The 24,135-nt window shown below is 62.6% G+C and carries 22 protein-coding genes, 2 tRNA genes and 1 pseudogene; 16 read left to right on the top strand and 9 right to left on the bottom strand.

All coding sequences use genetic code 11. From position 1 onward, the window contains the following. Positions 1-7: 7 nt before the first annotated feature. Positions 8-1,522, bottom strand: coding sequence for a tetratricopeptide repeat protein (locus ACZ1JX_RS04960; RefSeq protein ID WP_465125663.1), 1,515 nt, complete (start codon positions 1,520-1,522; stop codon positions 8-10). 184 nt (positions 1,523-1,706) lie between these two features. Between ACZ1JX_RS04960 and ACZ1JX_RS04955 the strand changes: the two genes are divergently transcribed. Continuing rightward, positions 1,707-2,435, top strand: a complete 729-nt coding sequence (locus ACZ1JX_RS04955; protein ID WP_465125662.1) for a cistern family PEP-CTERM protein — start codon at positions 1,707-1,709, stop codon at positions 2,433-2,435. Positions 2,436-2,495: 60 nt separating this feature from the next. Here ACZ1JX_RS04955 and ACZ1JX_RS04950 read toward each other — a convergent pair whose 3' ends face one another. Continuing rightward, positions 2,496-4,001, bottom strand: coding sequence for a tetratricopeptide repeat protein (locus tag ACZ1JX_RS04950; protein WP_465125661.1), 1,506 nt, complete (start codon positions 3,999-4,001; stop codon positions 2,496-2,498). Between the two features lie 113 nt (positions 4,002-4,114). Between ACZ1JX_RS04950 and ychF the strand changes: the two genes are divergently transcribed. Next, the gene (gene ychF, locus ACZ1JX_RS04945) at positions 4,115-5,215 is read left to right on the top strand and encodes a redox-regulated ATPase YchF (RefSeq protein WP_465125660.1); all 1,101 of its coding nucleotides are present in this window, start codon (positions 4,115-4,117) and stop codon (positions 5,213-5,215) included. A gap of 3 nt (positions 5,216-5,218) precedes the next feature. Here ychF and ACZ1JX_RS04940 read toward each other — a convergent pair whose 3' ends face one another. Then, positions 5,219-5,614: a MerR family transcriptional regulator gene (locus tag ACZ1JX_RS04940; RefSeq protein WP_465125659.1), complete on the bottom strand. Its 396-nt coding sequence runs from the start codon at positions 5,612-5,614 to the stop codon at positions 5,219-5,221. Positions 5,615-5,658: 44 nt separating this feature from the next. Here ACZ1JX_RS04940 and ACZ1JX_RS04935 point away from each other — a divergent pair, with 44 nt between their 5' ends. The 3 genes from ACZ1JX_RS04935 to ACZ1JX_RS04925 all read left to right on the top strand — a co-directional run bounded on the left by ACZ1JX_RS04935 (position 5,659) and on the right by ACZ1JX_RS04925 (position 7,792). After that, the gene (locus tag ACZ1JX_RS04935) at positions 5,659-6,420 is read left to right on the top strand and encodes a MauE/DoxX family redox-associated membrane protein (protein ID WP_465125658.1); all 762 of its coding nucleotides are present in this window, start codon (positions 5,659-5,661) and stop codon (positions 6,418-6,420) included. A gap of 66 nt (positions 6,421-6,486) precedes the next feature. Next, complete coding sequence (locus tag ACZ1JX_RS04930) at positions 6,487-7,290, top strand: DUF1206 domain-containing protein (RefSeq protein ID WP_465125657.1); 804 nt, start codon at positions 6,487-6,489, stop codon at positions 7,288-7,290. A gap of 43 nt (positions 7,291-7,333) precedes the next feature. Then, complete coding sequence (locus ACZ1JX_RS04925; RefSeq protein WP_465125656.1) at positions 7,334-7,792, top strand: MaoC family dehydratase; 459 nt, start codon at positions 7,334-7,336, stop codon at positions 7,790-7,792. A 4-nt stretch (positions 7,793-7,796) separates the two neighbouring features. Here ACZ1JX_RS04925 and ACZ1JX_RS04920 read toward each other — a convergent pair whose 3' ends face one another. Both ACZ1JX_RS04920 and mutL read right to left on the bottom strand, forming a co-directional pair. Beyond that, positions 7,797-8,297, bottom strand: coding sequence for a hypothetical protein (locus ACZ1JX_RS04920; RefSeq protein ID WP_465125655.1), 501 nt, complete (start codon positions 8,295-8,297; stop codon positions 7,797-7,799). Next, positions 8,297-10,093: a DNA mismatch repair endonuclease MutL gene (gene mutL / locus ACZ1JX_RS04915; protein WP_465125654.1), complete on the bottom strand. Its 1,797-nt coding sequence runs from the start codon at positions 10,091-10,093 to the stop codon at positions 8,297-8,299. The genes ACZ1JX_RS04920 and mutL overlap by 1 nt, the downstream gene beginning before the upstream one ends. Positions 10,094-10,281: 188 nt before the next feature. Between mutL and ACZ1JX_RS04910 the strand changes: the two genes are divergently transcribed. The 7 genes from ACZ1JX_RS04910 (at position 10,282) to ACZ1JX_RS04880 (ending at position 16,359) form a co-directional block, all read left to right on the top strand. Then, entirely contained in the window at positions 10,282-11,328 is a 1,047-nt protein-coding gene (locus ACZ1JX_RS04910) for a rod shape-determining protein (RefSeq protein ID WP_144907129.1), read from the top strand. A gap of 63 nt (positions 11,329-11,391) precedes the next feature. After that, complete coding sequence (gene mreC, locus ACZ1JX_RS04905) at positions 11,392-12,297, top strand: rod shape-determining protein MreC (protein ID WP_465125653.1); 906 nt, start codon at positions 11,392-11,394, stop codon at positions 12,295-12,297. Then, positions 12,294-12,848, top strand: a complete 555-nt coding sequence (locus tag ACZ1JX_RS04900; protein WP_465125652.1) for a rod shape-determining protein MreD — start codon at positions 12,294-12,296, stop codon at positions 12,846-12,848. Before mreC ends, ACZ1JX_RS04900 begins: the two co-directional genes overlap by 4 nt. A 2-nt stretch (positions 12,849-12,850) precedes the next feature. Further along, the gene (gene mrdA, locus ACZ1JX_RS04895; protein ID WP_465125651.1) at positions 12,851-14,968 is read left to right on the top strand and encodes a penicillin-binding protein 2; all 2,118 of its coding nucleotides are present in this window, start codon (positions 12,851-12,853) and stop codon (positions 14,966-14,968) included. Beyond that, positions 14,968-16,083, top strand: a complete 1,116-nt coding sequence (gene rodA / locus ACZ1JX_RS04890; protein ID WP_465126357.1) for a rod shape-determining protein RodA — start codon at positions 14,968-14,970, stop codon at positions 16,081-16,083. Before mrdA ends, rodA begins: the two co-directional genes overlap by 1 nt. Positions 16,084-16,161: 78 nt before the next feature. Beyond that, a tRNA-Lys gene (locus ACZ1JX_RS04885) sits at positions 16,162-16,237 on the top strand. A 46-nt stretch (positions 16,238-16,283) separates the two neighbouring features. Further along, positions 16,284-16,359: transfer RNA gene (locus ACZ1JX_RS04880), tRNA-Lys, on the top strand. Positions 16,360-16,426: 67 nt separating this feature from the next. Here ACZ1JX_RS04880 and ACZ1JX_RS04875 read toward each other — a convergent pair. Together ACZ1JX_RS04875 and ACZ1JX_RS04870 are read right to left on the bottom strand one after the other, a co-directional pair. Further along, positions 16,427-16,726 (bottom strand): SGNH/GDSL hydrolase family protein, encoded by a 300-nt coding sequence (locus tag ACZ1JX_RS04875; RefSeq protein WP_465125650.1) that lies wholly within the window; start codon positions 16,724-16,726, stop codon positions 16,427-16,429. Between the two features lie 6 nt (positions 16,727-16,732). Then, positions 16,733-17,248: an SGNH/GDSL hydrolase family protein gene (locus tag ACZ1JX_RS04870; protein WP_465125649.1), complete on the bottom strand. Its 516-nt coding sequence runs from the start codon at positions 17,246-17,248 to the stop codon at positions 16,733-16,735. A gap of 238 nt (positions 17,249-17,486) precedes the next feature. Here ACZ1JX_RS04870 and ACZ1JX_RS04865 point away from each other — a divergent pair, with 238 nt between their 5' ends. Then, positions 17,487-17,828: a putative quinol monooxygenase gene (locus ACZ1JX_RS04865; RefSeq protein ID WP_465125648.1), complete on the top strand. Its 342-nt coding sequence runs from the start codon at positions 17,487-17,489 to the stop codon at positions 17,826-17,828. A 68-nt stretch (positions 17,829-17,896) separates the two neighbouring features. Here the strand turns inward: ACZ1JX_RS04865 and ACZ1JX_RS04860 are convergent, their stop codons facing one another. Continuing rightward, a complete protein-coding gene (locus ACZ1JX_RS04860) occupies positions 17,897-20,479 on the bottom strand; it encodes a TonB-dependent receptor (protein WP_465125647.1) in 2,583 nt (860 codons plus the stop codon). A gap of 75 nt (positions 20,480-20,554) precedes the next feature. On the opposite strand from ACZ1JX_RS04860, the gene istA reads away from it, so the two are divergent. Beyond that, the gene (gene istA / locus ACZ1JX_RS04855) at positions 20,555-22,081 is read left to right on the top strand and encodes an IS21 family transposase (protein ID WP_277788710.1); all 1,527 of its coding nucleotides are present in this window, start codon (positions 20,555-20,557) and stop codon (positions 22,079-22,081) included. Then, positions 22,071-22,850, top strand: a complete 780-nt coding sequence (gene istB / locus ACZ1JX_RS04850; protein WP_086740912.1) for an IS21-like element helper ATPase IstB — start codon at positions 22,071-22,073, stop codon at positions 22,848-22,850. Before istA ends, istB begins: the two co-directional genes overlap by 11 nt. 77 nt (positions 22,851-22,927) lie before the next feature. On the opposite strand, the pseudogene ACZ1JX_RS04845 reads toward istB, so the two are convergent. Then, positions 22,928-23,326: pseudogene (locus ACZ1JX_RS04845) on the bottom strand (TonB-dependent receptor plug domain-containing protein); the annotation flags it as partial. Between the two features lie 388 nt (positions 23,327-23,714). On the opposite strand from ACZ1JX_RS04845, the gene ribH reads away from it, so the two are divergent. After that, positions 23,715-24,134, top strand: coding sequence for a 6,7-dimethyl-8-ribityllumazine synthase (gene ribH / locus ACZ1JX_RS04840; protein ID WP_465125646.1), 420 nt, complete (start codon positions 23,715-23,717; stop codon positions 24,132-24,134). Position 24,135 lies beyond the last annotated feature (1 nt).

Raw genomic sequence — 24,135 nt, 5'->3', positions numbered from 1 at the left:
ACCGGTATCAGGTCCCTTCGCGCACCTGATACCGCGCAAGCGCGCGCCGGAACACGACATTGTCCGGCGCAGCTTCGCTCGCCTGTCGAAGCAGGGCCACGGCTGTTGCGCCATCGCGCCCTGCTCTCGCCCGGACGAGTCCGGCCATATAGGCCGTATCGGGATCTTCGGGCGTCAGGGCGCGCGCCCTGTCCGCCGCCCGGATCGCATCGTCAGCCTTGCCGGAATGACTCAGGGCCAGAGCAAGGCGCTTCATCACCTCGGCGTCCTCGCCCATCTGGGCCAACTGGCCATAGGCCTCGGCGGCCGCACCCCAGTCTTCCCGGGCCAGCGCTGCCTGCCCCTGCTCGGACAACTTCCGGGAAAGCCCCTGCTGCGCCGCCGCAATCCTCGCACGGATTACTCCTGCTTCAGGAAGTCCTGCCGCCTCGGCCGCCTTGGCCGCCAGGTCGAGTTCGCGTGGCCCGGCCATCGTGCTCCTTGCCAGCGGCCAGACCGTGGCAAAGGCCGAACGGGCATCACCCGTCGCCAGTTGGGCTTCGGCCAGCATCATTCTTGAAAAGGGGTTGTTGGGCGATCGTGTCAGCGCGCGCTGGAACATCGCGCGTGCCTGTTCAGGATGCCCGGTGCGCAGCATGGCCTCGGCATAGCTGAGGCCGTTGGCCGAAAGCGGATCGAGATTGCGCTCGTCTCTGGCCAACAGGTCCCGCACTTTCTCCCATTCGCCTTTCATCGCCGCAAACTGCACCATGAGATCGCGCACCCGAACGTCATCGGGCGCAACGGAGGCCGCGCGCAGCGTCATCGCGATTGCGTCGTCCAGCTTGCCTTCAAGATCGAATAGCGTTGCCCGGGCAATCAAGGGATCGGGCACGCGCGGATATCGTGAGGCGGCCTTTTCCAGATAGCTGTGCGCCTCTGCATAACGCCCGCGGCGCGAGGCAATGTCGGCCCCCAGCATAAGAGCGTCGAAGCCGTCCGGCTGCAGGCGCGAGAGCGCCGCCACCTGCTGCGCCGCACCGTCCAGATCCTGTGAATCAATCAGAAACCGAGCATAGTCGCGCAGGAGCAGTGCATTCGCGACAGCATCGGCTCCTCTGCGTAGCGCCGCAAGCGCGCCGACTGCGTCTTGCTTCTGAATAAGAGCAGCGGCACGGACGCGCTCGGCATCCGGCGTCCGGTCAGCACCGAGCAAGGCCAGCGCCTCTTCGGCATTGCCGCGCAGCAGACTGGCCTCCGCCCTGATCCGCGAAAGCTCGGGTCCAGTAACCCCTGCCTGCTCGAGCCGCGATGCAGTGGCCGCCGCGCCATCGCCATCACCGAGTTGCAGCTGTACCTGGGCCAGCAGGCGGAGCACCGCGGGATCATCGCCTTTTTCGGCCAGCGCTGCAGCAAGATCGACCCGCGCTGCGGCGAGTTCCATTCCGGCAATTTCGCGCCGGGCACGGTCCAGCCGATCACCGGCGTCTTCACCGCATGCCGAAAGCGCAAGGAGCAAGGCAAGAGCATGATGCGATCTCATGCCGGTGCTTTTGCCAGCGAGCACTGAATCTTTGGTGAAAGGGCCTTGGGAAAAAGCAGCGTGGCTGTCGGAAAAGCTTACGCTCGCAATATCGTTAATCATTACAAATGGCTGAAATCCGCAACTGGCACAGGCATTGCTTTCGTAACGATTAACCGAATTTCGGTTCATGGGAGCAGAATCGATGACCCTCAGGAAAGTTCTTGCCGGCCTTGCTGCCAGCGCGGCCATGGCGGTCGCATCACCCGCTTTTGCAGATTCCGTGACGCTCGGCTCGGGCGACATCGGCACAAGCTTCTCGCTCAACTACAACGGTTTCTCGAATGGCACGACCATCGACGGCCTCACCGGTTCGACCACGTTCAAGCTGACCGGCGTTTCGGGCAACGACTACACGTTCGATTACAGCGTGGCGAACACCAGTTCGTCGCCGGTAACCGACTCGCGCATCTCGAGCTTCGCGTTCAACACCGATCCGAACATCTCGTCAGCCAGCAGCACCGGTGCATTCTCCTACACCACGCTGTCGTCGAACTATCCCAACGGCATCGGCACGGTCGACGTCTGCTTCAAGGACGCACAGACGGGCAGCTGCGCAGGCGGCGGCAGCGGTGGCCTGACGCTCGGCCAGAGCGGAACGGGTTCGTTCACGCTGAGCTTCTCGCAGCCGGTCAACTCGCTGACGCTGAGCGACTTCTATGTGCGCTACCAGTCGATCACCGGCGTTCCCGGCATCAGCTCGGCCAGCGGCGCAGGCACGCTCAGCAGCACCGGTGGTTCGACTGGCGGCTCCACGGGCGGCACGCCGGTTCCCGAGCCGGGCATGCTTGGCCTGCTCGGCGCTGGCCTGGTCGGCTTGGCACTGGCACGTCGTCGCCAGACGGCTCCGCGCCGGATCGCGCTCGCAGCCTGATCGCGCAACGAGGGTTATGGAAGGGGAGCTTGCGCAAGCAGGCTCCCTTTTCGTTTGCGCTCAGCCCTTTTCGGCGCTGCGCAGGTGCCCTGCGATGGTTGCGTTGTCCGGAGCCTTGGCCACCGCATCGCGCAACAGGGACAGTCCCCGCGAACGGTCCTTGCCGGTCTCGACCAGCAGCCATCCAAGCGTGTCCATAACCGAGGCACTCGTGGGCGCGGCCTTGTAGGCCCGCTCGGCGAACTCCAGCGCCTTGGTCTTGTTGCCTACCATCCCTTGCGCATAGGCCATGTTGTTGAGGACAAGCGGGTTCTTGCCGTCAGTGACGGCGAGCAAGCGCTCGTAGGCGGCAATCGCATTGCCCCAGTTGGACGCTTTCATCGCCGTATCGGCCTGTGCCAGCGTTGCGGCCATGGCCTGCGCAGAGGGGAACTTTGCCTTCTCGGCGAGCTTTGCCGCATCCGGGTCTCCCGAGGCTTCCGCTGCCTTGGCAAGAAGGCGCAAGTCCTCGGCATCAGCGGTCTGTACCTCGGCAAATGGCCGCATCGTCTCGACAGCGCCGCGTGGATCGCCTGCGGCAAGCTGCGCCTTGGCGAGTTCGCGGCGGAGGGTTGCGCTGCCGGGGTTGCGCGTCAGCAGAGGCTGCAGCTTGGCGCGGGCCTGTTCGGGCTGCTTGAGCTGCACAAGGGCCTGCGCGTAGAGCACGGTTGCTTCATCCTTGCCCACGAGCGAGGCTTCGTTGGCCTGAAGCACACTACGTACGGTCTGCCAGTCGCTGCGCGCCGCGGCTGCGCGGGCCTGCAGATAGGCGACCTGCCCACCCCCCTTGACCTCGGCCAGAGCCTTGAGGACGGCGTCCATGTCCTTCGTACGGCCAAGATCGCCCAACACCGCCGCCTTGCCTGCAAGCGCTGCGAGATTGCCGGGGTAGGCATCGACAGCGGCCTCATAGCCTGCGAGCGCCTGCGCCAGACGACCTTCTGCCGTGGCAACTTCGGCATCGGCCAGCAGCGCATCGATTATGCCGGGATCTGCCGCCTTGGCGCGGTCCGCCAGTGCGCGGGCCTGCTTCACATCGCCGCCCATCAGCATGAACCGCGCATAGTCTGAAAGCAGCCGCGCATCGGGCTTGCCCGCAGCGCCAGCGGTAAAGGCCTTGGCTGCTCCTTCGCGGTCTTCCTTGGCCATCAGCGCCAGCGCCCGCAGACGCTGCGCAGCAGGTGAAGATTCGCTACCTAAGGAGCTAAGCGCATCGTCGGGCATGCCGCGAAGAAGATCGGCCTCACCCATCAGCAGTGAAAAGTCTGCGGGGCGCTTGCCCTCCGGCAGCATGGCCAGCGAGGCTTCCGCCGCGATGCCGTCACCCATGGCCAGCGCATTGCGCGCGTGGAGTTCGAGCAGCGCAGGGTCTTGCGGACTGGCTTCGAGCGCGGCCGCGAGATCGACTTGCGCCGCGCGATAATCATGCGCCTCGAAGGATCTGCGCGCTCGCTCGGCGCGCTCCTGCGGACTGTCGGTGCAAGCCGCCAGCAGCAGCGGCAGTGTTAGGAACGCCAGCTTTTTCATCGCAAATCTCTCCACGCGTGAAGCGCTTAGTGCGCCCAATCCCTGAAATTTCCGTGAAGGTTTCCAAATCCACTGCGGCCCGCTAAAGGCGCGGCCAGCCAAGGAGTTTGAAAATGGGTTTTCGTTGCGGGATCGTCGGCCTTCCCAATGTCGGCAAGTCGACGCTGTTCAACGCGCTGACCGAGACGCAGGCCGCGCAGGCCGCGAACTATCCGTTCTGCACGATCGAACCCAACGTCGGGAATGTCGGCGTGCCCGATCCCCGGCTCGACAAGCTGGCGCAGATCGCAGGCAGCCAGAAGATCATCCCGACCCAGCTGGGCTTCGTCGACATCGCAGGGCTCGTACGCGGGGCTTCGAAGGGCGAAGGCCTGGGTAACCAGTTCCTTGGCAACATTCGCGAAGTGGACGCCATCGTCCACGTACTGCGTTGCTTCGAGAATGATGACATCCAGCACGTCGACAACAAGGTCGATCCGATTTCCGACGCCGAGACGGTCGAGACCGAGCTGATGCTGTCGGACCTCGAAAGCCTAGAAAAGCGCGTTCCGGCGGCCGAAAAGAAGGCAAAGGCGGGCGACAAGGAATCGAAGATCATCGCATCGGTGCTCGGACAGGCGCTTGAACTGCTGCGCGAAGGAAAGCCCGCGCGCCTGACCCAGCCCAAGGATGACGAAGAACTGCGCGTGTTCAAGCAGGCGCAGTTGCTGACGGCCAAGCCCGTGCTCTACGTCTGCAATGTCGAGGAAGAGAGCGCGGCGAATGGCAACGCCTTCTCCGCCCGCGTGTTCGAAAAGGCCAAGGCGGAAGGTGCCAATGCCGTGATCGTCTCGGCTGCCATCGAGTCCGAACTGGTGGGCATGGACGCCGAGGAGCGGACCGTGTTCCTCGAGGAGATGGGCCTGCATGAGACCGGCCTCGCCCGCGTCATCCGCTCAGGCTACGATCTGCTGCATCTGATCACCTTCTTCACCGTCGGCCCCAAGGAAGCGCGGGCATGGACCGTGCATCAGGGCGCAAAGGCGCCCGAGGCTGCGGGCGAGATTCACTCGGACATGCAGCGCGGCTTCATCCGCGCCGAAACCATCGCCTACGACGATTTCGTCAGCCTCGGCGGTGAAAGCGCAGCGCGCGATGCCGGCAAGCTGCGCCAGGAAGGCAAGGAATACGTTGTGAAGGACGGCGACGTCCTCCACTTCAAGTTCAACGTCTGACGATCAGCTCTCGAACGCGGCGATGATCGGGCAAGGCCCCGCATCGCCCATGGCGCATTCGCGGGCGAGCTTGCGCAATGATTGGCGTGCCGTTTCGAGGCGGGCGATTTCCTGATCGATGGCTTCGAGCCGCGTGCGCGCCATCTTGCGGGCGCGGGGCCGGTCGTGCCCGGCATCGAGCGCCAGAAGCTCGGCGATTTCCGAAAGGGTGAAGCCAGCCGCTTGCGCGCTGCGGACGAAGCGCAGGCGGCGCAGGTCTTCGGGGCCGTAGTGCTTCTGCCCCTCCCTGCCGGTGCGGCTGGGTCTGGGATCATCGAGCAGGCCCTTGCGTTGATAGAAGCGCACCGTTTCGACGCCGACGCCTGCGCCCTTGGCGAGTTGCGAGATCGTCATTGCCATACCGCTTGACTCCGTACCATGGTACGCAAGGTATAGGTCTTCGCATGACAAACGAACAGACCCCGAATCGAACCGCCGTGCTGCATCGCATGGTAATGCCCAATCACATCTGCCCCTATGGCGTGAAGGTGAAGCACCTGCTGGAAAGCAAGGGCTACCGCGTGGAGGACCACTGGCTACGCACACGCGAGGAAACCGACGCGTTCAGGGCAGAGCATGGCGTGAAAACGACGCCGCAGGTGCTCATCGATGGCAAGCGCATCGGCGGGCACGACGACACGCGCAGGTTTCTCGGCCTCAAAGTCGCCGATCCCGATGCCGTAAGTTACGTGCCGGTCCTGGCCGTGTTCGCAATTGCCGGAGCGCTGGCGATCGCCGTCAGCTTCGCCGTCTTCTCCACGCCATTTACCGGGCGGGCCATCGAATGGTTCGTCGCCTTCGCCATGGCGTTGCTTGCCATGCTTAAGCTGCAGGACGTCGACCGCTTCGCCACGATGTTCCTCGGCTATGACCTGCTGGCGCGGCGCTGGGTTCCCTACGCCTATCTCTATCCCTTCGGAGAGGCTTTGGCCGGCGTGCTGATGGCAGCGCGTGCCTTGCCCTGGCTTTCGATCCCGATTGCCTTGTTCATCGGGACGATCGGGGGCGTATCGGTGTTCTACGCCGTCTATATCCAGAAGCGTGAACTGAAGTGCGCCTGCGTGGGCGGGTCCGGGCGGGTGCCGCTGGGCTTCGTTTCACTGACAGAGAACGTGGTCATGGTTGCCATGGCACTGTGGATGCTCGCCATGCCCTCGATGGCCTGAGGCCAGACTGCGGCACCGTATCAGCCCTCGCGCGTTCCTCCCCCGTAACGGGAGAGAGGAGCGCGCGTGGTCGACAAGTCCGAGAAGGTGGTGTGGCTGGCGAGGCTAGGCTTTGCCGCGCGCGGGCTGGTCTATGTGTTGCTTGGTTATCTCGCGCTGACCGCACGCAAATCGGATGTCGATGACGGCGCGGGCGATATCTTCCGGGTTCTGCATGCAATACCGGGAGGCGCGCTCGTTCTGGGCGCAGCTGCGGCCGGGCTGGTGGGCTATGTGATCTATCGCCTGTCGGCGGCGGTGTTCGACATCGAGCGCAAGGGCAACTCGGCCAAGGGCGTCATGCTCCGCATCGGCTATTTCGCGAGCGCGCTGGTGCACTGCGCGATGGCATGGACCGCAGCCAAGATCGCAAGTGGCGCGCGAAATGCGGGCGAGGACCAATCGGCGGAAATGGCGGCAAGCGTCCTCGACGTGCCATTCGGCGAGGCGCTGCTCGGCATTGTCGGTGCGGGACTGGCTGTGGCAGCCGTGTTTCAGGCAAAGACCGCGATCACCGCGCACTTCATGCGCAACTTGTCGTCACGCGCGCCTGCGGCCACGTGCTGGATCGGGCGCGCGGGACACGCCGCGCGCGCGGTGGTCATGGACCTGATCGGTTGGTCCTTGCTGCGGACGGCATGGTTCGGTCGGAGTAGCGAGGTGGTCTCGCTCGGCGGAGCGATCAACGATCTCAGAGAAATGGAAACGGCCTTCCTGCTGATTGCCGCCGGGTTGCTGCTGTTCGGCGTGTTCAGCCTGATCACGGCACGGTACCGGATCATCCCGGACCCTGTACCGGCAACGCGGCGATTGGGCCGCTTCACGCTTTAACCGATCGATTGACATTGCCCTGTGCAACGGCAACGATGGCCTGATGATGTACTTCGAAGATATCGAACCCGGCGCGATCCAGCGCTTCGGAAGCTATGCTGTATCGCGAGAGGAGGTGATCGACTTCGCGTCGAAGTACGATCCGCAGCCGTTCCACCTGAGTGACGAGGCGGCAGCGCAGACACATTTCGGGCGCCTCTCCGCCAGTGGCTGGCACACGTGTGCAATGACCATGGCGATGCTTGTCGAGAACCTCAAGGAGCGCAAGCAGGCCGGGCTTGGCTCGCCGGGACTGGACGAGATACGATGGCTCAAGCCGGTTTACCCCGGCGACACGCTCAGCGTCGAAACCGAGATCGTCGACAAAAAGCGCAGTGCGTCGCGTCCGGAAATGGGCAGCTTCCGCTCGAACGTGCGGGTCTACAATCAGGACGGCGTGGTCGTGATGACGATGAAGTCCATCGGTCTGATCCGCGTGCGGGAGGCCGAAGCGGCGGCCTGACCGTTCAGATCGCCTTGCACTGGACGTCGCCGGTCGCCTCATAGATGGGACGCTCGAAAGCGTCGGTTACCACCATCTTGCCCTTGAACTGCTCTGTCGTCCCTACAGGCGTGACAGGACCAACGGTGGTGAGCGTGACCGCGTTCTCCTTGCCGGTGTAGCGCGAGAAGCTGCCCTTGGGCATCTTGGCCGAACCGGCGTCTGGCGCGAGGACCTGAACGCGATCGCCATACTTGATCACCCCGCGCTTGTCCTGCGCGAGGAACACGGCCCCCAGCCCGCCACCATCGGCGACGAATGCGCAACCGGTACCGTGCAGCTTGTTCTGCGTGATATCGGGATAGAGGATCGGCTGCAGATCGAGCGGCTTGACCGGAGGCTTGCCATCCTGCGCGGCTTTGACGGCGGCAATGGCCTCGGCATCGGAAGGCTCTTTTTCGGAGCATGCGGACGCGGCCAGGATTGCCAATGACATCAGGGCGATACGCGAAGATCCGTGCAGCATCACTTTCTCCCGAACAGCTTTTCTATGTCCCCGTGCGCCAGCTTGACCCACGTGGGGCGGCCGTGGTTGCACTGGCCCGAGCGTGGGGTGACTTCCATTTCGCGCAGGAGGGCGTTCATCTCGGTCACCGAAAGCTGACGCCCTGCCCTGACCGAGCCGTGGCAGGCCATGGTGGCGAGGACGAGATCGAGCTTCTCGCCGAGCAGCAAAGCATCGCCGTGGTGCGCCAGATCATCCGCCACATCGGCGACGAGCTTTGCAGGATCGCCCTTGGCCAGCGCTGCGGGGACCGAGCGTACGAGCATGGCGTTGGGGCCGAAGCGTTCGAGGGCGAGGCCGAATTCGGCGAGCTTGGGCGAGGCTTCCTCGAGCCGGTCGCAGGCGACCTCTTCCAGTTCCACCACTTCCGGGATCAGCAGCGCTTGTGCGGGCGCATTGCCCTGCCCTGCTCCGGCAGCGCGCAGACGTTCAAGCACCAGACGCTCGTGCGCGGCGTGCTGGTCTACGATGACAAGGCCGTCCTCAGCTTCGGCCACGATATAAGTGTTGGAAATCTGGCCACGGGCGACGCCCAGCGGATGCGTTGCGGCTGCGACGACAGGTTCTGCGGCGACTTCCGCCCGCGCCTGCAGCGGGGCCATGACCGACTGTTCATAGCCACGCCACGCTTGCCCCGCCTCGCTGACAAGAGGTTCGGGACGCCATTGCTGGCCGAACATGCTGCCTTGCGGTGACGGAGGCGGCGGCGCGATGGGTTCGGCCTGCCAGGCGGCCATGGCGCTCGCCGAGGGGGCCTGAGCGCTGCGCTGATCACCGGTCGACAGCGCGTGGCGGAGGCCGGAGACGACCATGCCGCGCACCAGTGCCGGATCGCGGAAGCGGACTTCGGATTTGGCGGGGTGAACGTTGACGTCAACCTCGCTGGCCGGGACCTGCAGGAACAACGCTAGCACCGCGTGGCGATCGCGCGCCAGCATGTCGGCATAGGCACCACGCACCGCACCGATCAGCAGCCGGTCCTTCACTGGGCGGCCATTGACAAAGAGGTACTGATGATCTGCCACGCCGCGATTGTAGGTGGGCAGGCCCGCTATGCCGGTGAGGTGATAGTCGCCCCGGAATAGGTCGACCTCGACCGAATTGCCGGCCAGTTCGCGGGCAACGAGCTGGGCCACGCGTGCCTCCAGCGTTTCCCCCGCCTGCACGTGGAGCGCGCGGCGGCCATCGTGCTCCAGCGTAAAGCCAAGGTCCGGTCTCGCCATGGCGAGACGGCGGACGACATCAGAAGCAGCCGCCCATTCGGAGCGCGGGCTGCGCAGGAATTTGCGACGGGCCGGGATCTTCTCGAACAGCTGTTCCACCCGCACCCGGGTTCCGGGCGGCAATGCGGCAGGTCCTTCCGCGATCATCGTCCCATTGTCGACCACGCGCTTCCAGCCATCGGCGCTGCCTAGCGGGCGGGATTCGATGGTGACGCGGGCAACCGAGGCTATCGACGGCAGGGCTTCTCCTCGGAATCCGAGCGTTTCGACCATCTCGATGGCCTCGTCGGGAAGCTTGGACGTGGCGTGGCGTTCGAGCGCGAGTTCGATCTCTTCAGGCCGCATGCCACAGCCGTCATCCGAGACTTCGATCATCGCCAGGCCACCCTCGGACAGGCGCACATGGACGTGGCCTGCACCGGCATCAATGGCGTTTTCGACCAGTTCCTTGAGCGCGCTTGCAGGCCGTTCGACCACCTCTCCGGCGGCGATGCGGTTGATCAAAGTTTCAGGAAGGCGGCGGATGACTCGCATGGGTTGAGTGACCCTAGCGCCGAAGCCGATTTATTTCGAGACAAGCGGTGAAGTTATCCGTCCAAAGCCGCACAAACCCATGGGCTTTGCCCGGTTCGCCTGCTAATGAGCCGCCTTCCCGGGCGCACTTTCTGGAGGGGTCTGGCGCGTGCCCGTGCGTCAAACCGCAGATTATCACGGATTTCTAGATGGCTTCGATCTTTTCCCGATTCTTCAAATTTGGCTCGCAGAACATCGCGATCGACCTCGGAACGGCCAATACGCTGGTCTATGTCCAGGATCGCGGAATCGTACTGAACGAACCTTCCGTCGTCGCCATCGAGACGATCAACGGCATCAAGCGCGTCAAGGCCGTGGGCGATGACGCCAAGATGATGATGGGCAAGACCCCGGACAACATCGAGGCGATCCGCCCGCTGCGCGATGGCGTGATCGCCGACATCGAAGTGGCCGAGGAAATGATCAAGCACTTCATCCGCAAGGTGCACGGATCGAAGAGCCTGCTGCGCTACCCCGAAATCGTGATCTGCGTGCCCTCGGGCTCGACCAGCGTTGAACGCCGCGCAATCCGTGACGCGGCCAGCAATGCCGGTGCCAGCCAAGTCTATCTGATCCTCGAACCGATGGCTGCGGCGATCGGCGCCGACATGCCGGTGACCGAACCGGTGGGCTCGATGGTTGTCGACATTGGCGGCGGCACGACCGAGGTCGCCGTACTTTCGCTGCGCGGCCTTGCCTACACCACTTCGGTGCGCGTGGGCGGTGACAAGATGGACGAAGCCATCGTGTCCTACGTACGCCGCCATCACAACCTGCTGATCGGGGAAGCCACAGCCGAGCGCATCAAGAAGGACTACGGCATCGCCACAGCTCCGGCTGACGGCATCGGCGAAACGATCCACATCAAGGGTCGCGACCTTGTGAACGGCGTGCCCAAGGAAATCACGATCACGCAGGCCAACATCGCCGAAGCGCTGTCCGAACCGATCGGCGCAATCGTCGAAGGTGTGCGCATCGCTCTGGAGAACACCGCGCCGGAACTCGCGGCCGACATCGTCGACCAGGGCATCGTGCTGACCGGTGGTGGCGCGTTGATCCGCGGCCTGGACGAGCATCTGCGCGAAGAGACCGGCCTGCCTGTGAGCGTTGCCGAAGACCCACTTTCGTGCGTGGCGCTCGGCACCGGGCGTGCGATGGAAGATCCGATCTATCGCGGCGTGCTGATGACGGCGTGAAGCTGGACGGTTACGGGTTGCATCGCAGCGCCGAAAAGCGCTGCGGCTTGAAGGGGTGAACGGATGGCGCGGTCGCAGGACCGGCGCCCGGGCTATTCGCGCAGGGCGCAGTACGGGATTTTCACCGGCTACGTGATCGCCATTCTTGGCGTCGTGGCGGGAATTGCCGTGCTCGTGACATCGCTGATCAATCCGGATGCATTCTCCTTTGCCCGCAGTGCTGCTGCAGAGGCAGCGCGCCCGCTCGGACGGGCAAGCGCGGAAAGCCGGTCTACCGGTCAAGGCGTGTTTGCCGCGGTCGGTGCCTATTTCAATGCAGGCCGGCAGAATGCCGAACTACGCCGCGAGGTTGAGGCCGCCCGAGCGAACGCGGTATCGATGCAGTCATTGCAGGACGAGAACCGGCGGCTCAAGGCACTGCTCGGCATTGTCGATCCTGCCCGCAAGCCTGTCGCCACCGCCCATCTGATCGGATCGACTGCGGCAAGCACGCGCCGCTTTGCCATCATCGATGCGGGATCCGCGCGCGGCGTGCAGCCGGGACAGCCGGTCCGCGCGGCCTCTGGCCTGATCGGGCGGGTGATCGAGGCTGGCCCCGGCACCGCGCGCGTACTTCTGGTGACCGATCCCGACAACGTGGTGCCGGTCAAGCGCGCAAAGGACGGGCTGACGGCCTTCGTTCAGGGTGCATCGAACGGGCGCATCGACATCCGCCTGATCAACCAGGGCGTGAACCCGATCCGCAAGGGCGATGTGTTCGTCACGTCCGGCTCCGGCGGACTATATCCCCCGGGCATCCCTGTTGCCGTTGCCACCGATCCGCACCGTGATGGAGCGACCGGTCATCTTGCGGCCGATCCGGCCGACAACGAGTTTGTGGTCGTGGAGACCGCCTACAGCGGCGAAGCGCACACGCAGATCGAGCAGATCGAGAAGGACGGCGCGACGAACGCCGCACCGGAGCAGTGAACCTGCGCCATCTGGACGAGACCGGGGAGGTCTTGGCCCGCAAGCGGATCAATCGCGCGCCCCTGCCCCTGCTCGCCGTCGGACTGCCCTGGGCGACGATTATGCTGGCCTCTATGGCGAGTTTCTCGCCAATAATCTCATCGGCCCCGGTGATGCCCCCGCTTGCCTACATGATGATGCTGGCATGGCGGATGATGCGGCCCGGCATGCTGCCATTGTGGGCAGGCCTGCCGCTCGGGCTTTTCGACGATCTCTATTCCGGGATGCCGTTCGGTTCGGGGGTCGTGCTTTGGTCGGGCACCATGCTGGCCATGGAACTGATCGACGAAAAATTCCTGTGGCGCGGGTTTGCTCAGGACTGGCTCGCGGCATGCGCTCTTATCGCAGCCTATCTGTTCCTCGGCTCCGTGCTGGCGGGCATCGCGACCGGCTACCCCTTGCCGTTCGTGATCCTGCCGCAAACGCTCGTCTCGCTTGCGCTCTATCCGGTCGTCACACGCCTTGTTGCGCTGTTGGACCGGGTGCGGCTGTTGCCGCTCAAGAGGCTTTGAGAATGGCGTCGAACGGCGGTGGCAGGAACTTTGCGAGCAAATCGAGCCTGCCGGTTACTTCCGCAATCCTCACCAATCGCTTCGAGCGTCGAACTTTCGTGCTGGGCACGCTCCAGGCCGGGGTAGGCGTTCTGCTGGCAACGAGGCTCGGCTATCTGGCGGTAGCGCAGAACGAGAAGTATCAGGCGGCGTCCGAAAGCAACCGCGTCAACCTCACGCTGATTCCGCCGCGGCGTGGCTGGGTGCTCGACCGGTTCGGCAAGGCGCTTGCCGCCAACCGCGCGGACTTTCGCGTCGACCTCATCCCCGACCGCGTCGACGATCCGGACAAGACGATGCAGACGCTTGCCGGGCTGCTCTCGCTCTCGCCCGACAAGGTCCGCGATATTCGCGACAAGCTCGACAAGGCGCGTGGATTCCAGCCGGTAGAAGTCGCCTCCAGCCTCGACTGGGACAAGTTCGCCGCGGTCTCTGTACGGCTGCCCGAACTGCCCGGCGTGATCCCGCAGCGGGGCTACTCTCGCTTCTATCCGGCTGGCGCATCGGTAGGACACCTTGTCGGCTATGTCGGCGCCGCCTCGGCCGAAGACTACGAAAAGGAGCGCAATCCGCTTCTGATCACGCCGGGTTTCAAGATCGGCAAGGACGGCCTCGAAAAGCACTTCGAGACGCGGCTGCGCGGCGTTCCCGGTGCGCGGCGCGTGGAAGCGACCGCCTCGGGCCGCATCGTGCGCGATCTCGGCACCCGCGAGGACGTGCCGGGCAAGCCGATTGCGCTGACCATCAACGCCGGGCTGCAGGACTATGCGGCAAGGCGCATCGGGCTCGAATCCGGCTCGGTCGTGGTGATGGACTGCGAAACGGGCGATATCCTCGCCATGGCCTCGATGCCTAGCTTCGATCCCAACAGCTTTTCCGATGGCATCGGCCGCGTCGAATGGAAGATGCTGTCCGAGGACGACCATGTGCCCTTGCGCAACAAGGTGTTGCGCGGGCTCTATCCGCCAGGGTCAACCGTCAAGCCCATGGTCGCGCTGTCGTTCCTCGAGGCCGGGCTTGATCCCAATGCCACGGTCAACTGCAGTGGCGGCCTGCGTGTCGGCAACCGCGTGTTTCACTGCTGGGAGCGCCGCGGGCACGGCACAGTGGACATGGCCAAGGGCATCTACCAGTCATGCGATGTGTACTTCTACCACTTCGCGCAGAAGATCGGGATGGACAAGATCGCGGCCATGGCGCGCAGGCTGGGTCTCGGGCAGGAATTTCCGATGCCCTATCCCGGCCAGTCTTATGGCACCGTGCCGGACCCCGCCTGGAAGATGCGCAAGTACAAGAAGGAGTGGGCGCTCTACGACACTGTGAACGCAACGATCGGCCAAGGGTACATGCTGGTCAATCCGCTGCAGCAGGCAGTCATGGCATCGCGCATCGCCTCTGGCCGTGAAGTGATGCCCCGGCTCCTGCTTGACCGCAATGCGCCGCCGGTGAAGTCGATGGGCTTCAGCCAGGAGCATCTCGATTACATCCATGCGGCGATGAGCGAAGTGGTCAACGGGCGCGGCACAGCGGGTCGGGCGCGGCTGCCGGTCGACAACGTGCTGCTGGCGGGCAAGACCGGCACGGCGCAGGTCGTCGGGCTCAATATGGGCAATGGCAAGGGCGGGATCTGGAAGTACCGCGACCACGGGCACTTCATCTGCTTCGCACCGTTCGACAAGCCCAAGTATGCCTGCGCGGTGGTGATCGAGCATGGCGGCGGATCGAGCGCTGCCTACCCGATCGCACGTGACGTGATGACCTACATCTTCGCACCCGACAAGGCGATGGCCGTGCTCGAGGAATTCGAGAAGCAGTGGGGTGGCAACGTCCAGCAGCGCATGGCCACGCGCTACAATGCCTTTGCGGCGAAGTACGGCGGCTCTGCGCCAAAGCCGGTGCCGGACGACGAGGACCTCACCGAGCAGGTCGAGGTCGGCAATCGCGCGGCACCAGAGCCTGCCACGGCGCAGACCGATGCAGCCACGCCGGCACCGGAGCCTGAACAGCCCAGGTCGGCACCAGCCGTCGCTCCGGCAGACGCTTCGCCCGCAATGTCACCGCCCGTCGCAGGAGGGCAATGATGCCTCAGGCTTACGTCCCGGCCGCGATTGCGCGCCAACCCTGGGGCGTCTTGCTGCCCCTCATGGCGTTGGTGAGCTTCGGAGCAGCGGTGCTGGATTCAGCTGCGGGCGGACGGTTCGAGACATGGTCGATGTCGCATCTGCTGCGCTTCGTGGTCTTCCTTGTGATGGCCATGGTCATCGCGCGGCTGCCCCAAGACCTGTTCCGCAGGATGGCCTTGCCGGTCTACGGGGTGCTCTGCTTCCTGCTCATACTTGTCGAACTGATCGGCGGGATCGGCGGCGGGAGCCAGCGCTGGCTCAATCTGGGCTTCATGACGTTGCAGCCTTCGGAACTGATGAAGCCGGGGATTGTGCTCGTGCTCGCCTGGTTCTATTCCGTGCTGCCCATCGGCGAGACGCAAGGCTGGCGCGCGCTCATTCCGGCAGGCTTGCTGCTCGGCCTGCCTGCAGGCCTCGTCATGCTGCAGCCTGACCTTGGCACCGGCCTTGCCATAACCTTCGGCGCTGTGGTCGTGATGTTTCTTGCAGGGCTCCCGTTGCGCTGGTTCCTAGGTGCAGGAGCGGCAGGGTTGGTTGCCGCACCACTGGCGTTCTTCTTCCTGCTGCATGACTATCAGCGCAACCGAGTCCTCGTGTTCCTCGATCCGGAAAGCGATCCGCTAGGCACCGGATATCACATTACCCAATCCAAGATTGCCATCGGATCGGGCGGAATCATCGGCAAGGGCTTCGGCAACGGATCGCAGAGCCATCTCAATTACCTGCCGGAAGCGCACACCGACTTCGTGTTCGCCACAATGGCCGAGGAATGGGGCATGCTTGGCGGATTGTTCGTCCTGATCGTATTCGGGCTGATTTTCCGTTGGGGCCTGAAAGTCGCCACAAACGCGCCCGACCGGTTCTCGCGACTGCTCGCGGCGGGCATGACGATGACCATCTTTTTCTACATGTGCATCAACCTGATGATGGTCATGGGGCTGGCTCCCGTTGTGGGCATTCCGCTGCCATGGATGAGCCACGGCGGATCCTCGATGATGACGAACATGATCTGTGTCGGCACGATCATGGCGGTGGAACGCTGGAGCCGGAACGCTCCACGCAGCCTGTCCTGAAAAACGCAAATTTTGGGCTTGGCAGCCGTCAGAAAATCGCTATTGGGGCGGCTCCCGAACGGGAATGCCTGATGGCATGGACGCATAGCTCAGTTGGTAGAGCAGCTGACTCTTAATCAGCGGGTCCTAGGTTCGAGCCCTAGTGCGTCCACCACCATCGCCTTCCCCTCACCGCCACCAAGCGGTTCCTTGCCGGGTACGGACGCATAGCTCAGTTGGTAGAGCAGCTGACTCTTAATCAGCGGGTCCTAGGTTCGAGCCCTAGTGCGTCCACCACTCCACATTTTCCGCTCTGGTTCCAACCTCGCGTGCAGCGGTCGGTTCGACTGTCGCACTGCTGGCATCATGAATTGCCCGGCTTAAGGAAGGCGACAAGACGATCCCGCCAGACCCGGTAGCCATCCCGGCTTGGATGCAGAGCGTCGTTGAACAGATCGCGGCGCTGGGTGCCCGTAGCGTCGACAAAGCCGCTATAAAGATCAAGATAGGACATGCCGTTTGCGGCAGCATAGGCGCGCAGCATGTCATTGACGGGCATGACCAGATCGCGGTTCTTCGTGGCAGAGTCCGTCGGAAGCAGCGACTGTATGACGATCCTCGCATCGGGCTTGCGCTCGTGGATACGCGCCACGACAGCGAGCACGCCATTTTAGATGCTTGTGGTCGCGGGACTTTCGGAATCGAACGAGTTGTTGATGCCCAACATCACGAAAATCGTGGCGGGCTTCAGATCTGGTCGGTCAAGCCACCCCTGCCCACCTTGCGCGACTGGAAGAAGGCGATGGAGCACATGCTCGATGCGATCGCCCGACACGCCAAGATTGATCGCGTTTAGTTCGGGCGATGTCCCTGCGAAGGTTTCATCCCAGATTGCGCGACCGCAATAGAGACCGGGAAACCAGGGATTGGCATCGAGGTGCCAGAAGTCGGTGATAGAGTCTCCGACAAAGGCGATGCGGACGGGCTCGAGGCTCTTCTCGCTGGCCAGTTGCAGATCGATCTCCGCTGCGCGCTTCTGCCAGTAGTCGACTCTGGCGACCGGTCGCTCTGACGTGAACCGGGTGGCGGTCTGCGAAGGAGATGTTTCGGCGAAAGCAGCCACCGGAGCAATCTGGGAGACCGCCATCGAGAGGCCTGCAAGCCATAGCCCGCTTTTCGTCATCACCTTGATCCCCCGTACTATGTTTTCGGATGACGAGGCTAACAGCCACCGTCCCGACGGCAAGCTGGCGACATACGTATACAGCCGGCGTGAGGCCTGTGCGCCACTCTACGGCTATCCGGGGATGTGACGGCACAGGAGCTCGAAATTCTGATTTCACCGGTCCACCTGATGGAAACGCCAATTCCGGGGTGATCATTGTCCACCTAGACCATGGCCAACGCGAACAGGGAGAACAGGCATGGAGCGGGTGACACTTTGGGGCTGGATCGACTTCGAAGGGAAGGACGCGGCGGACATCGTCCGCGGAGGCGCGCAGTTCATCCTGCCGACCTACGAAGAGCGCGGCTGCATCCACTATGTGTGGAATGCCGATCCGCTGAAGCCTCACCGGATCTGGGTGTTCGAGGAATGGGACAGCGTCGATGCGCTGGCCGAGCATCTGGAAGGACCGCTCTACCGCGCCATGGCCGGATACCTTGCCGAAGCAGGAATGACGGGGGCCGAAGTGGACAAGTATCGCGTAACGCAGAAGCAGCCCGTCTATGACGGAAGCGGCGTTCCACGCGCCCAATTCGACTGATCAAGAAAAAGCGCCGGAACCCCAAGGGTCCCGGCGCAAGGTTTTCGCGTCTGGTTCGACGTCGAAGCTTAGAACTTGAAGCCGGCGGCCACGCCATAGCGGCGCGGCTCCAGCGTGAAGATGTTGGTGAACAGACCCGACGACTGGTCGGTGACGTAAAGACCGGTCGTCGCGTTGTTGTTGCCGATGTTCTGGATGTAGCCGCGCACGTACCAGCGGTCATCCTTCCCGTTCAGCTGGATCTGGGCGTTCATCACGTCGTAGCCCTTGATCCGGTTGATGTTGCCGTTGAAGATCGTGCCGTAGCTTTCACCGGTGTAGTTGATGTCGAAGCGCGGCACGATCGTCATGTCGCCCATCTCGATCGTGTACTGGACGCCTGCCGACCACTTGAACTCAGGTGCCTGCGGGAGCTGATTGCCCTTCACGTTCTTCTCGATGCCCGAGCTGACACGGATGCCACCGAAGGCTGTGCCAACCGGACCGGCTGCCTGGGCTGCGAGAGCCCCGCAGATCGAGAAGGCACCGGTCGTGTTGGTGCCTGGGATCGGCGTAGTGCCGCGAAGGCCGACGCCGCCATTGATCGCGTTCACGAAGGCATTGGCTGCAGCTGCGCTGGCACCGGTGACGGCGCAGTTCGAACCGAGCGTGATGTCCTTGATGATAACCGTATCGGAACGACCAGCCGAAACGTCGCGGGTATCGACGAAGAACTGGTCGCCGACGACCTTGGTCTTGAGGTAGCTGGCCGACATGTTGACCAGCAAGTGGCGGGTCGGTGCCATGATCGCTTCAGCTTCGAGGCCATAAATGTTGGCATCGATGTTGTCGTTGACCGAGGTGCGCGCCGTGATGCGGCTGAGCTGCAGGTCCTTGTAGCGGTAGTAGAACGCCGAAAGGTTGAGCTGCAGTGCGCCGAACCGGTTCTTCGAACCGAGTTCGAACGCGTCGACAGATTCCGGCTTGAACGAGTCATTCACGGAACCGACCGAAAGCGGCGGGTTGATGCCGCCCGACTTGTAGCCGCGCGAGTAAGACAGATACACCAGGTTGTCCGGAGTGATCTGGTAATCGAGCACGGCACGGCCGGTGAAGCGACCGAAGCTGACCGAGCGTTCCTGGAAGGCTTGAACGCCAGCAACACCCTTGTCGAAATCCGCTCCTGCGAAGTTCAGCGCCTTTTCAAGCGATTCTGCCCCGACGAGAGCATAGATCGCCTGACCGCCGGCAAACTCGCTAGACCGACCGTCGCTGAGCAGGGTCGTGCGGGCGCGAGTGAACTTCTTGTCGTGGTTGTAGCGAAGACCGAGGGTCAGCTTAACCTTGTCGCTGAACTTGAAGTAGCTCTCACCGAAGATGCCGTAGCTGTCGAGCGTACCGCGATCGGTGTTGCTGCGGAAGAACGGCGACGGACGGAACACCGGGTTCGGGCCGAAGGCTCCGGTGGTAGCGGCTGCGGCGCCAAGCAGGCCGGCTGCGTAATCGAGGCCGAACGAGTTGACGTAGTAGCTGTTGTTCGTCGTGACGCCACGCAGGTAGTTGGCACCGATCAGGAAGTTGAACATGCCATCAAAGTCGGAGTCGATGTGCGCTTCAGCCGCGTACTGCTTGTAGGTCTGGCTCGATTCGTCGAAGTCGAGCGAGGTGTTGGCGCAGATTGCCTTGTTGCCGGCGCCGTAGACACCGACATTGTTCGGATCGATGTCCGACTGGCAGATCTTGCCCGTCGGACCGTTCGGGATCAGACGTGCAGCGATCGGGGCGAAAGCGAAGCCCAGTGCAGGGCTCTGCGCAAAGGCGGCCAGCGCATATAGCCCCGGATTGCCGACAAGGCTGCGCTCTGTTGCAAGATTGTAGTCCGTCCGGCTGCGAACTTCGTTCTTCGAGTAGCCGGCAGTCACATTCAGCGTGAGGCTATCGCCCAGTGCCTGCTGGAGCTTGCCCTGGTAGACTTCTTCCTGCGCAAAGTAGGTCGGCAGGTAGTCGATGTTGACGGTGCGGACATCTGCCGGGTTCGTAGCACCGGAGAAGTTGTCGCCATCATCGGCATAGATGCTGCCCAATCCAAGCGGCGCAAATGCAGGCGAGACCGCGATACCAAAGAATTCGCGCGAGCTGAGCAGTGCGGCGAGCGTAGAGTCCGCATTGGTCGTCTCGTTGGCGAGCTTGTCGGGCAAGCAGCCAAGGACGCCGGTCGGGTCACGATGGCAGAGCTGCTTCTGGACGCGGCTGCGGCTGTCGTTCTCGCGGAAATAGTATGCCGACAGATCGATCGTGGTGTCGGGGCTCGGCTCCCAGCGCAGCGAACCGCGGAACGCATACATGTCGCGACCGTCGATCCGGCTGTTCGTGCCGATGTTGTAAGTGTAACCGTCGCGACGGTTGTACATGCCGGCAAGACGGACACCGAGCGTCTCGCCCAGCGGCACGTTGACCATGCCCTTCAGGCGGACCGAGTTGTAGCGACCGTAGTCTGCTTCGCCCGCTGCACCAAAGCCGGACAGGTCGGGCTTTGCGGTGATGACGTTGACCACGCCCGAGGTTGCGTTGCGACCGAACAGAGTTCCCTGCGGACCGCGCAGCACTTCGATGCGTTCCAGATCAAAGAATTCGGTGTAGATTTCCGCTGAGAAGTGACCCGGTAAGGGCATAAATTTCCATTGAGAATTGACCCATGTTTGAACCCGCCCCTGGCTGACCAGTCAGGGGTATCGGGAGTGATCGACATGGATTTATTGAGTGTAATTCGCCGGTGGCGCCTTCGTGATAAGATCCCGCTTCGTGAGATTGAGCGGCGCACCGGTTTGTCGCGCAACACGATCCGCAAGTATCTGCGCGCGGATACGGTGGTGCCGCAGTTCAAGGTACCTGACCGGTCGAGCAAGCTGGACCCGTTTGCTGAGAAGCTGACGGGTTGGTTACAAATCGAGGCTGGCAAATCGCGCAAGCAGAAGCGCACGGCGAAGCAGATGCATGCTGATCTGGCCGTATTGGGCTACGAAGGGTCCTATAATCGTGTCGCTGCCTATGTGCGGGATTGGAAGGCAGGCCGTCTCTTGGCACAGCAGGCCAGTGGCCGCGGAACATACGTGCCTTTGGTTTTCCAGCCAGGTGAGGCGTTCCAGTTCGACTGGAGCGAAGATTGGGCAATTCTTGGTGGCGAGCGTGTCAAGCTGCAGGCGGCCCATACCAAACTATCACACAGCAAGGCGTTCATCGTGCGGGCCTATCCGTTACAGACGCATGAGATGCTGTTTGATGCACTGACGCAGGCATTCCGCGTGCTGGGTGGTGTGCCGCAGCGCGGGATCTTCGATAACATGCGAACTGCGGTCGATAAGATCGGCAAGGGCAAAGCCCGACAGGTCAACGCGCGCTTCACCGCAATGGCCAGCCACTACTTGTTCGAGCCTGCATTCTGCAATCCGGCCTCGGGGTGGGAGAAGGGCCAAGTCGAGAAGAACGTGCAAGATGCACGGCGGCGGCTGTGGCAGAAGTTGCCGAGCTTCCCGGATATCCATGCGCTCAATGCCTGGCTCGAGGAACAATGCATCGCGCAATGGGGTGAGATCCAACATGGCAACTTGCCCGGCACCGTAGCCGATGTACACGCCGCTGAGGTTGGTAGTCTGATGCCGCTGGGGCGGACCTTCGATGGTTTTGTCGAACACACCAAGCGGGTGTCCCCGATCTGCCTCATCAGCTTTGAACGCAATCGGTACAGCGTCCCGGCATCCTTTGCCAACCGCCCGGTCAGCATCAGGATCTACCCCGAGCGGATCGTGGTGGCGGCCGAGGGGCAGATCCTTTGCGAACATGCCAGAATCATTGACCGATCCCACCACACTGGCGGGCGGACAATTTATGACTGGCGGCATTATCTGGCAGTAGTCCAGCGCAAGCCGGGAGCACTGCGCAATGGCGCGCCATTCTTGCAGCTCCCAGAGGCCTTCAAGCAGCTGCAAAGCCAGCTCCTACGTCGTCCCGGCGGAGACAAGGAGATGGCGGAGATATTGGCGTTGGTGCTGCAACATGACGAACAGGCAGTGCTTTGCGCTGTCGAACTGGCGCTGGATGCGGGCGTCGCCACCAAGACCCACGTCCTCAATATCCTGCACCGCCTGATCGATGGTAAGGCTCCACCGGCAGCGCCGATTGACGCACCGCAGGCTTTGCGCCTTGCGCAAGAGCCGTTGGCCAATGTCGGACGTTATGATGCCCTGCGTGAGGGAGGGCTGCGTCATGCGTCATGACCCCGCCAGTGCCGCCGTTGTCGTCATGCTCAAGGCGCTGAAGTTGTATGGCATGGCCCAAGCAGTGGGGGACCTTATCGAGCAAGGCGCCCCAGCCTTCAGTGCCGCAGTGCCGATGGTCTCCCAGTTGCTCAAAGCCGAGATGGCCGAACGTGAGGTCCGCTCGATTGCTTATCAGATCAAGGCCGCCCGGTTCCCAGCTTACAAAGACCTGGCCGGGTTCGACTTCGCATCCAGCGAGGCCAACGAGGCCCTGGTTCGGCAACTCCATGGTGGCGAGTTCATCGACGGCGCTGACAACGTAGTACTGATTGGCGGGCCCGGAACCGGCAAATCGCACATCGCCACTGCGCTGGGAGTTCAAGCCGTCGAACATCACCGCAGAAAAGTGCGCTTCTTTGCCACGGTCGATCTGGTCAATGCGCTCGAACAGGAAAAAGCAGCCAACAAGGCGGGGCAGATTGCCGAACGTCTGCTCAAGCTCGATCTCATCATCCTTGATGAACTGGGCTATCTGCCGTTCAGCCCATCAGGCGGAGCTTTGCTGTTCCACCTGCTCAGCAAATTGTACGAACGCACCAGCGTCGTGATCACCACTAACCTCAGCTTCAGCGAATGGGCCGAGGTATTCAGCGATGCCAAGATGACCACAGCCCTGCTGGATCGGCTAACCCATCATTGCCACATCATCGAAACTGGCAATGACAGCTTCCGGTTCAGGGCCAGCTCTGCCTCACCAAAACCACGAAAGGAAAAATCACCAGCTTGACCCAAAACCCGCTCTGCGGGACATACCATCACCCGGGTCAATTCTCGATGGAAATACCGGGTCACTTCTCAGCGGAAATCTACAAATTCGGTTTCGAACAGACGGCTCGACACCATCGGCATATCATTGAGGTGGATGCCGGTTGCGGCATCGCAAGAAACGCCGACGCAAAGGTCACCAATGCCACGGATGGTGAAGCTCGACGAGGTGAAGTTCGTCTTGGTGAACGTGACGTTCGGCAGCGAGAGCTGCAGGTCGGAGGAGTTCTGGATCTGCTGCTTGGTCAGGTTTTCGGCAGAGAATGCCGAAACGGCGATCGGCACGTCCTGCAGCGACTGGGCCTGGCGCTGCGCGGTAACGATGATTTCTTCAAGACCAACATTTTCGCTAGCCGATTGCGGCGCACTCTGGGCGAAAACCGGTGTAGCGACGGCTGCGGCGCACACGCCCGCAAGCAGGGAAAGCTTGCCCCTCATAGTCAGACCTCTCTCTCCAGCGGCACCCGTCATTGACCGCGGGTTGCCTGAAGGACAGGACATAACTTCGACGATTCTTTGTCAACCGGATAATTAAAAATGCGGGTTTCCGTAAGGGAAGGTCGTTGCAGACGTGACCATTTTGGCAACGATTGCATAAAAATGTATGACATCATGATGACATTCCCAGCTTGATGGCAACATCATAATGTGACAAATGACGAATCATGTCACTGATGCGTCATTTAGTTGTCCGAATCATTTCCAGCCACGAGACCGGTGCGCAAACGTTACACTGCGCATCAGCGTAGCAATTGACTGGACACGTCTGTAAGGCTCCGCCTGCGCGAACTGCGCCCCCCACAGTTTTTCCCGAGGACCGTTTTCCATGGCCAAGTTCCTGATCGTCGAAGCCCGCTTCTATGACCACCTCAACGACATGCTGGTGGCAGGCGCAAAGGCGGCGCTGAAGGCAGCCGGACACAAGGTCGAGGTCATCACCGTCCCCGGCGCTCTCGAGATCCCCGGCGCGATCGCCATGGCCGACCAGTCGGAAGACTATGACGGCTTCGTCGCCATCGGCGTGGTGATCCGCGGCGAAACCTACCACTTCGAGATCGTCGCAGGCGAGAGCGCGCGCGGCATCATGGCGCTGACGATGGACGGCCTCGCCATCGGCAACGGCATTCTCACGGTCGAGAATGAAGCTCAGGCTCTGGTCCGCGCGGACCCTGCGCAGAAGGACAAGGGCGGCGAAGCGGCCAAGGCGGCGATGGCCCTCCTCGCCCTGCGCGAACGCTGGGGCTGAT

The organism is Novosphingobium sp. BL-A-41-Hi4A-0G, assembly GCF_055521735.1.
This window is presented reverse-complemented; position numbering and strand designations above follow the sequence as displayed.

Excerpts from the sequence above, each read along its gene's own strand:
- ACZ1JX_RS04960 (WP_465125663.1), bottom strand. The coding sequence starts at position 1,522 with ATGAGATCGCATCATGCTCTTGCCTTGCTCCTTGCGCTTTCGGCATGC.
- ACZ1JX_RS04955 (WP_465125662.1), top strand. The coding sequence starts at position 1,707 with ATGACCCTCAGGAAAGTTCTTGCCGGCCTTGCTGCCAGCGCGGCCATG.
- ACZ1JX_RS04950 (WP_465125661.1), bottom strand. The coding sequence starts at position 4,001 with ATGAAAAAGCTGGCGTTCCTAACACTGCCGCTGCTGCTGGCGGCTTGC.
- ychF (WP_465125660.1), top strand. The coding sequence starts at position 4,115 with ATGGGTTTTCGTTGCGGGATCGTCGGCCTTCCCAATGTCGGCAAGTCG.
- ACZ1JX_RS04940 (WP_465125659.1), bottom strand. The coding sequence starts at position 5,614 with ATGGCAATGACGATCTCGCAACTCGCCAAGGGCGCAGGCGTCGGCGTC.
- ACZ1JX_RS04935 (WP_465125658.1), top strand. The coding sequence starts at position 5,659 with ATGACAAACGAACAGACCCCGAATCGAACCGCCGTGCTGCATCGCATG.
- ACZ1JX_RS04925 (WP_465125656.1), top strand. The coding sequence starts at position 7,334 with ATGATGTACTTCGAAGATATCGAACCCGGCGCGATCCAGCGCTTCGGA.
- ACZ1JX_RS04920 (WP_465125655.1), bottom strand. The coding sequence starts at position 8,297 with ATGCTGCACGGATCTTCGCGTATCGCCCTGATGTCATTGGCAATCCTG.
- mutL (WP_465125654.1), bottom strand. The coding sequence starts at position 10,093 with ATGCGAGTCATCCGCCGCCTTCCTGAAACTTTGATCAACCGCATCGCC.
- ACZ1JX_RS04910 (WP_144907129.1), top strand. The coding sequence starts at position 10,282 with ATGGCTTCGATCTTTTCCCGATTCTTCAAATTTGGCTCGCAGAACATC.
- mreC (WP_465125653.1), top strand. The coding sequence starts at position 11,392 with ATGGCGCGGTCGCAGGACCGGCGCCCGGGCTATTCGCGCAGGGCGCAG.
- mrdA (WP_465125651.1), top strand. The coding sequence starts at position 12,851 with ATGGCGTCGAACGGCGGTGGCAGGAACTTTGCGAGCAAATCGAGCCTG.
- rodA (WP_465126357.1), top strand. The coding sequence starts at position 14,968 with ATGCCTCAGGCTTACGTCCCGGCCGCGATTGCGCGCCAACCCTGGGGC.
- ACZ1JX_RS04865 (WP_465125648.1), top strand. The coding sequence starts at position 17,487 with ATGGAGCGGGTGACACTTTGGGGCTGGATCGACTTCGAAGGGAAGGAC.
- ACZ1JX_RS04860 (WP_465125647.1), bottom strand. The coding sequence starts at position 20,479 with ATGCCCTTACCGGGTCACTTCTCAGCGGAAATCTACACCGAATTCTTT.
- istA (WP_277788710.1), top strand. The coding sequence starts at position 20,555 with ATGGATTTATTGAGTGTAATTCGCCGGTGGCGCCTTCGTGATAAGATC.
- istB (WP_086740912.1), top strand. The coding sequence starts at position 22,071 with ATGCGTCATGACCCCGCCAGTGCCGCCGTTGTCGTCATGCTCAAGGCG.
- ribH (WP_465125646.1), top strand. The coding sequence starts at position 23,715 with ATGGCCAAGTTCCTGATCGTCGAAGCCCGCTTCTATGACCACCTCAAC.